Annotated in this window: 4 protein-coding genes; 2 read left to right on the top strand and 2 right to left on the bottom strand. The window is 62.6% G+C overall.

Annotation, left to right across the window (positions count from 1 at the left end):
- Positions 1-99: 99 nt before the first annotated feature.
- Together GT613_RS15085 and GT613_RS15080 are read right to left on the bottom strand one after the other, a co-directional pair.
- Positions 100-1,281 (bottom strand): ATP-binding protein, encoded by a 1,182-nt coding sequence (locus GT613_RS15085; protein ID WP_009306128.1) that lies wholly within the window; start codon positions 1,279-1,281, stop codon positions 100-102.
- Between the two features lie 318 nt (positions 1,282-1,599).
- The gene (locus GT613_RS15080) at positions 1,600-3,054 is read right to left on the bottom strand and encodes a LuxR C-terminal-related transcriptional regulator (RefSeq protein WP_157003893.1); all 1,455 of its coding nucleotides are present in this window, start codon (positions 3,052-3,054) and stop codon (positions 1,600-1,602) included.
- A 287-nt stretch (positions 3,055-3,341) separates the two neighbouring features.
- On the opposite strand from GT613_RS15080, the gene GT613_RS15075 reads away from it, so the two are divergent.
- Together GT613_RS15075 and GT613_RS15070 are read left to right on the top strand one after the other, a co-directional pair.
- Positions 3,342-6,485 (top strand): molybdopterin-dependent oxidoreductase, encoded by a 3,144-nt coding sequence (locus GT613_RS15075; RefSeq protein ID WP_021409682.1) that lies wholly within the window; start codon positions 3,342-3,344, stop codon positions 6,483-6,485.
- Positions 6,486-6,488: 3 nt separating this feature from the next.
- Entirely contained in the window at positions 6,489-7,154 is a 666-nt protein-coding gene (locus tag GT613_RS15070; RefSeq protein WP_021409700.1) for a 4Fe-4S dicluster domain-containing protein, read from the top strand.
- Positions 7,155-7,224: the final 70 nt, after the last annotated feature.

Genomic DNA, 7,224 nt, shown 5'->3' with positions numbered 1-7,224 from the left:
CCCTCCGACCCCGAAGCCCCCTCCGAGCGCGGTTCGTCTCCCCAAACCCCCTTGCAAACGACGGATCGCCCTCGAAGAGGGCTTCGGGGCGTCCAGACGCTAAAGCAGCGGCACGTCGCCGTGGAGAAACGCTTCGAGTGGGCATTCACTCGAGCCGACCACCAGGGTTCGCGCATGCGGCACGAGGTTAACGAACGCCGTCAGGCCTTTGAGCGACTTCACGCGTCCGCTTTTGACTTCGATGGCGGTTACGGATTCTCCCTGCGCAAGCACGAAATCGACCTCGTTCGAGCCTTCCCTCCACCAATGAACCTCGAAGTTCTGCTTTTTGGACTGCGCTAGCAGAAACGCCCCGACAGCGCTTTCGACCAGGTGCCCTTTGCGCTCGGGATCGGTGAGAAGGAAATCGCGATAGCGTCCATACGTTGCCGTCATGAGGGAGGTGTCGTACACCATGAGGCGGGGCGAGCTCGCCTTCTCCCTGATGAGTTTGGGGTCGTGCTTCTGCAAGCCGCAAAGCAGTCCGGCTCCGTCGAGAAGGTCGAGGTAGTGCGCGACGGTCGTTGTGTTCCCTGCGTCGTCGAGCTGGCCCAGGATCTTGCGGTACGACAGCTCCTGCCCGGAATACGGCGCGCCGAGGTGGAAGAGCTTGCGCATCAGCGCGGGTTTCCGCACCTCTTCGAGGGCGATGACGTCTTTCGAGATGCTGGGCTCTATCACGGCATCGTTGATATAGCTGAGCCAGCGTTGCTCGTCGTCTTTGAGCGCCGCTCCGCCGGGATAGCCGCCGAAGAAGAGGAAGTCATCGAGGGAGTAGCCGAACGCATCCTTGCATTCGGCGAATTCCCAATGGGTGCTCCGGATCGTTTCGAATCGACCGGTAAGTCCCTCGACCAGGCCTCGTTGAAGGAGGATCGACGACGATCCGGTCAAAACCACGCGCAGGTCGATGCCGCTCCAGGTATCTTCGTCCCACAGTTCCTTCACGACGGCCGACCATTGGCTGACCAGCTGCACCTCGTCGATGACGAGTAATGCCGATGGCGACCCCTCGTTGATGAGGTTGCGGGCTTGGAGCCATTGGGCGCGAAGCCAGTCGCGACTCGAGGAGTCGATGCTTGCCAAGGCGACGTGGCGCGGAAGGTCGACCTGGGCGAGCGCCTGTCTGATCGCAGTGCTCTTGCCGGTTTGGCGCGGCCCGACGAGCATCTGGATGAAGCGGCGAGGTTCTCGCATGCGTGCGACGAGCGTGTTGACGAGAGGTCTGCGGTATTCGTGCATGGTCGCCTCCTATTGAGCAAATTTGCTCAATAGTAGCGCAAATTTGCTCAGCGGACAAGCAACGCCTTGATGCCTAAGAACACTGGCCGCAAAAGAACGGATGTTTCACGTGAAACATCCTGAGGTAAAAGAACAAATGTTTCACGTGAGACACTCGGGCTCCCGCCCTTTGGTTCCTCCAATTCCGATGCCCTTCTCGAGCACGGCTCGCCTCCCCGCACCCTCCCTGCAAACGACGAATCGACCCCGAAGAAGGGCTCCAGGGCGCCGGCGACTGGACGGACGAAGTTGACCTTGCGTGTGCGGCGGGCGTGAAAACTATTCGCGTCCTTCGATCACGTCGAGGAACTCCTGCTTGCCGTGGACGTCCATCTTCTGGTAGATATGGCGTAGGTGCGTGGTCACCGTGCCGCGCGACAGATAGAGCTCCTCCTGGATGCGGGTGCTCGAGCGGCCCTTCGCGAACAGGATCATGATCTCGGTTTCCTTCGGCGATAGGCCGTATTCGCCTGCCACGTCTTTGCAGCGGTCTTGGAAGCGCTGGCGTTTCGGTTCGGCTTCGTCCTTGTCCTCGTCTCCTTTCGCCAGCGCGATGAGATCGTTCTCGTTGAACACGAACATGTACGAGATGAGGATGGCCAGCGTGGCCATGAGCGCGATCAGGCTGAGGCTTTGCGGCGAGAACGGCGCGAACGCGCACACGAACTGTCCCAACGACGAGCCCAGCAGCACGCCGAGCGTCACCATGCCCCAGCCGATGCCGAACACCATGATGCCCGAAAGCCGGTACGTGAACGAGATGTCGGCGAGGAGTATCCAGATAAGCACGTTGAACGTGCCGTAACCCGCCAACGCGATGGTGCTCTCGATTTCGGAGAAACCGGTGAACACGGGCAGCAGCATGAAGAACACGGCCATGACCAGCATCACCGAGCGGTACACGGGGCGCAGGCCCGTCTTGCTGGAGAACAGCACGCAGCCGTAGATGATGGCGATGGTAAGCAGGCTCGACCACAGCAAGGGGAAACGGTAGAAGGTGTCCACGGTTGCGGCGTTCGCGGTGATGAACACCGCGCGCACCACGCCGTCGGCCATGCCGATGAGGCATGCGCATATGCCGATCTTCCAGGAGAACTTGCCCAAGTGGATCTCGAAAGGCTGCACGATGGGCTCGATTTTCGACGACCATGTTTTCAGCTTCACGAACAGGATCCAGCCGGAAATCGCGGGCAGCAGCGCACAGATCACGCATGCTCCAACAGGCGGCAAGGCGAGCACGGCGGGGAAGAGGGCCGCCGCGATGAGGAAGGCGAGCGGCGCTTCGAACGAAGTGCGACGAGGATCGACGTTGCGGTACAGCTCGCCGTACCCCAGATCGATCAATCCCGATCCGGCACCGGTCAAGATCGAGCCCAGCGCGCATAGCTCGATCGACGGAGCATCTGGCAGCGTCGCGCAGGCGAGTGCAAGCGTGCCGACGGTGGTGAGGGCCGGTCCGAGGAACCGGAAGGCGCGGCGATTGATAAGCGTCGCGAAGCGCCGATGGAAGATCGCGCTCGCGAACAAGGTGGCGCATAGCACGAGCGTCGACCCCAGATACGCTCCCGCGGGCAGCGGTTCGCCGTTCCAGGTGATGGAGCTGGTGGCGGTGCCCAGGAACATGAGGTACACCCAGGCGCGCGCCAAGGCGAAGCCGACCATGCGCAGGTTCAGAAGGCTTCGCGGCGACGTTTCCCGCAATCGATCCTGAGCGGTTGTCAGCGGTTTCGGCATGTGCGTCACGAGAATTCCCCCTCAAGATCTCGATCCCCTGCGGCTCATTATAGCGTGCTCGATCCTTCCGGCTTGCGTGGCCCGCTATGTTGATGTTTGACGTCATGCTTCGTTTATCAGGGGTTTCTCCAAAATCATGGGAAACGCATGATGTCGCAGCGGCTGCTTCGCTCGACTTTTTGCAGAAATGCATGATGCGCCTAACGGCATCGCGGCGCATGCTCGAACAAAGCAGCGGGCGCGGAAGCCGCGGCCGCCGCGAAGGACGAGACGGAGAAGGAGGAGGAATGGGAGAGCTCAATCTGACGCGCCGTGCGTTCACGAAGCTGGCTGCCGTGACGGGCGCTGCCGTGGCCTGCACGGCCGCCGCCCCGAACGCGGCGCTGGCCGAGGATGCCGGCGCGGCTGCGCGCGGCGACGACGTCAAGCGCGTGCGCACGTGCTGCCGCGGCTGCGGCAAGATGGAGTGCGGCGTGTGGGTGACCGTGCAGAACGGTCGCGCCGTCAAGGTGGAGGGCGATCAGTCGTCGTTCCAGTCGAGCGGTAACTGCTGCGGCAAGTCGCAGTCGTCCATCCAGGCGGCGTACCATCCCGATCGCATATACCATCCCATGAAGCGCACGAATCCCAAGGGCGAGGACCCCGGCTGGCAGCGCATCACGTGGGACGAGGCGATGCAGACCATCGGTGAGAAGTTCCAGCAGATCATCGACCGGTACGGCGGGCAGTCCATTTTCAACATGGCGGGTACGTCGCGCCAGTGGGTGTACGGCCCCTATGCGTTCTACAAATGGCTGTTCGATACCCCGAACGCGCACGTGGCCTCCGAGATCTGCAAGGGGCCGCGCCGCCTGATGGGCTGGATCAGCTCGGTCGACGGCGCCCCGTGGATGGCGCTGCGCGACGGGCCGCGCGTGTACGTGCAGTGGGGAACCGCGCCTGAGAACTCCAACTACGATGACAGCTGTCGCAACTTGGTGGACAAGATGAATGAGGCCGACGTACACATCTGCATCGACCCGCGCCTGTCCGGTTCGGGCAAGGAGGCCGACTACTGGCTGAATCTCAAGCCCGGCACCGACGGCGCGCTCGCGCTGTGCTGGCAGCACATCATCATCGAGCACGACCTGGTGGACTGGGAGTTCGTGAAGCGTTGGACCGATGCGTCGCTTCTGGTGGTCGAGGACATGGAGCCTACGGGCGGCCGCTACATCGACCTGTCATCGCCTGTCCAAGTGCCGCCTTTGGAGGACCTCATCGGCACGAAGCTGAAGACCCGTCTTCTGAAGGAGAGCGACCTGAAAGAGGGCGGCAGCCCCCACAAGTTCTATGCGTGGAACAAGAACGCCAACGACGGCGCGGGCGGCCTGGTGTATTGGGACGCCGATGCCACGCAATGGGAAGGCTGCAACCACGTCGCCCCCACGCGCGATCAGATGGAAGTCGTGTACAAGGGAACGTCGCAGGAAGGCTATCTTCCCCCGCTGTCTTACTGGGAGCTGGAGGAGGCCGGCATCGACTTCGATCTGAAGGGGACGCACGAGATCGAGCTGGCAGACGGCACGAAGCACGTTGCCAAGCCCGTGTGGGCTTACCTGGAGGAATCCGTGAAGGAGTGCACTACGGAGTGGTGCCAGGAGAAGACGGGCCTCGATCCGGCGCTCGTGGAGGAGGCGTGCCTCGCGTGGGCGACGCGTCCTGAGGGCCAGACCTACGGCAATGGTGGCATCCATCTGAACCTCGCTCCCGACCAGGTGGGCAATTGCGCTCAGACCGTGCGCGCCGTTCTGCACCTGTCCTACATGACTGGCAACTTCGACGGCCCGGCCGGCAATCGCGGCCTGACCCGCACGCCGGTCGACGAGCAGGCCACCGCCGCTCCCGGCGTCAACATGCCGCAGGAGGTCAAGTGGACCCTCAAGGGCATGGAGGCCATCACGGGCGAGCCGCAGTGCCCGCCGTTCTACCTGCCCGACGTCAAGCTGGAGCCGACGAACATCCCCGACCGGCGCGAGATCCTCAGCAACATGGTGGGCGCCGAGAAGTTCCCGATCCTGCCGTACTACAACGAGTGGGCCGATGCCACGTGCATCTGGGAAGCATGCATCAACGGCGATCCGTATCCGCTCAAGGGCGGCATCAACGAATCCGGCTCGTTCATGAACATGTCGAACGCGACGCTGGCATGGGAGGCCTTGTCCAAGCTGGATTTCTGGGTTGACATCAACATGTTCCATCATCCCGGTACCGAGATGGCCGACATCATTTTGCCGTGCCAGCACTGGACGGAGCTGAACAACATCCGTGTGAGCCAGGGCGCGTCCGGGGGCATCGGTTTGACGCAGCGCGCCATCGAGCCGCCGGCGGACACCAAGTTCGACTACGACATCAACCGCCTGATCTTCGAGGCGCTTGAGAAGCAGGGCAATCCCAACGGGACGTGGATGAGCATCAAGGGCGATGGCCCGGGCGCATACCACCACGACGACCGCCTGGAGGAGTGGTTCCAGGCCCACAACGAGAAATCGGGTTTCGACACGCGGTATCCGGGTTGCAAATGGGAGCATTTCGAGGACTTCAAAGAGGATTTCCAGGAGAACGGCTGGATCAACGCGAAGGAGATCGAGCCCGACCGTTGGGGAACCTACCGCCGCTTCGAGACCGGTTGGATGCGCATGGGCAAAGACGCCTGCACGGCTGCTCCGTGGTCGGTCGACGACTCGGGCCAGCCGGTGAACAACTTCGGCTGCCCCACGCCCAACGCGCTCGTGGAATTCTGGTCTATGGCGTTCGAAACCTACTGCATCGACATGGCCAACGAGTTCGAGCCGGGCAAGTTCGATCCCATCAAGGAGATGATGCCGAACTACGAGCCGCCCGCGTCGTCCGCCGACGGCGGCAAGATCGACCTGGAAGAGTATCCCATCATCCTGACCACCGGTCGCCGCATCCCCGTGTACTTCCACTCCGAGCATCGCCAGCTGCCGTGGTGCCGCGAGCTGTGGCCTGCGCCGCGTCTGGAGATGAATCCGGCCGACGCTGCGGAACTGGGCTTGGAGCAGGGCGATTGGGCTTGGATCGAGACCGAGTGGGGCAAGGTGCGCCAGAGCGTCGATTTGTACCATGGCATCGCGAAAGGCTGGGCGAACGCCGAGCATGCCTGGTGGTTCCCGGAGCTGCCCGCCCCGACGCACGGCTGCATGCTGTCGAACATCGAATGCATCTGGGATCCGCACGGCCAGGACAAGTTCATCAGCTCGCATCACATGCGCGGCGTGCCGGTGAAGATATACAAGGCGACGCCCGAGAACTGCCCCGACGGCAAGGTCATCCCCTGCGCGCCCGAGGACGGCACCGAGATCATCTACGATGCCTCCGATCCGCGCCTGAAGGAATGGCTGCCGAACTACGAGATTCGAAAGGAGGCGTAGGCTATGACGCAGTACGCGATCGCCACCGATCTCAACCGGTGCGTGGGCTGCCTGAGCTGCATGGTGGCCTGTAAGGCGGTGAACAACGTTCCCATCGGCAGCTACTGGAACAAGGTGCTGCGCATCGGTCCTTCTCTGAAGGAAGGTGCTACGTCGTCGCATGACGTTGAGATGTACTACCTGCCCGTGCAGTGCCAGCATTGCGCCGACCCCGAGTGCGTCAAGGTGTGCCCCACGGGCGCCTCGCACAAGCTTGAGGACGGCACGGTGCAGATCGACAAGGCGAAGTGCATCGGCTGCCAGTTCTGCGCGATGAGCTGCCCTTACAACGTCCGCTATTTGAACGAGGAGGAGGGCGTCGTGGAGAAGTGCACCCTGTGCTCGCAGATCGTGGGGCAGGGCGGGTTGCCGCAGTGCGTCATCCAGTGCGGCGGCCGCGCGCGTTTCTTCGGCGATTTGGAGCAGGGGATCGAGTCGTTCGAGGCTCCGGCCGTCGGCTACAGCGCCGACCGTTCGTACGATGGCTTGTACGCGGGCAACCGCGTGACGCTGGGCGAGCTGGTGAAGGACTTCGACGCCGGCACCGACGTGCACCATCTGCCCAACGTAGGCAACGACCCGTGCTTCGCGTTCATCTTGCGCAACCGCGACTGGAAGGGTGATGAATAATGGAGCTCCAGTGGCCTTTGATCGTGTTCACCACGCTGGTGGCGTGGAGCGCGGGGCTGTTCGGGACGCA

The sequence above is a fragment of the Eggerthella sp. BIOML-A4 genome, from assembly GCF_009875575.1.
GTDB lineage: Bacteria > Actinomycetota > Coriobacteriia > Coriobacteriales > Eggerthellaceae > Eggerthella > Eggerthella lenta.
Note: the sequence above shows the minus strand (reverse complement) of the source record. Positions and strands in the feature narration are given on the sequence as shown.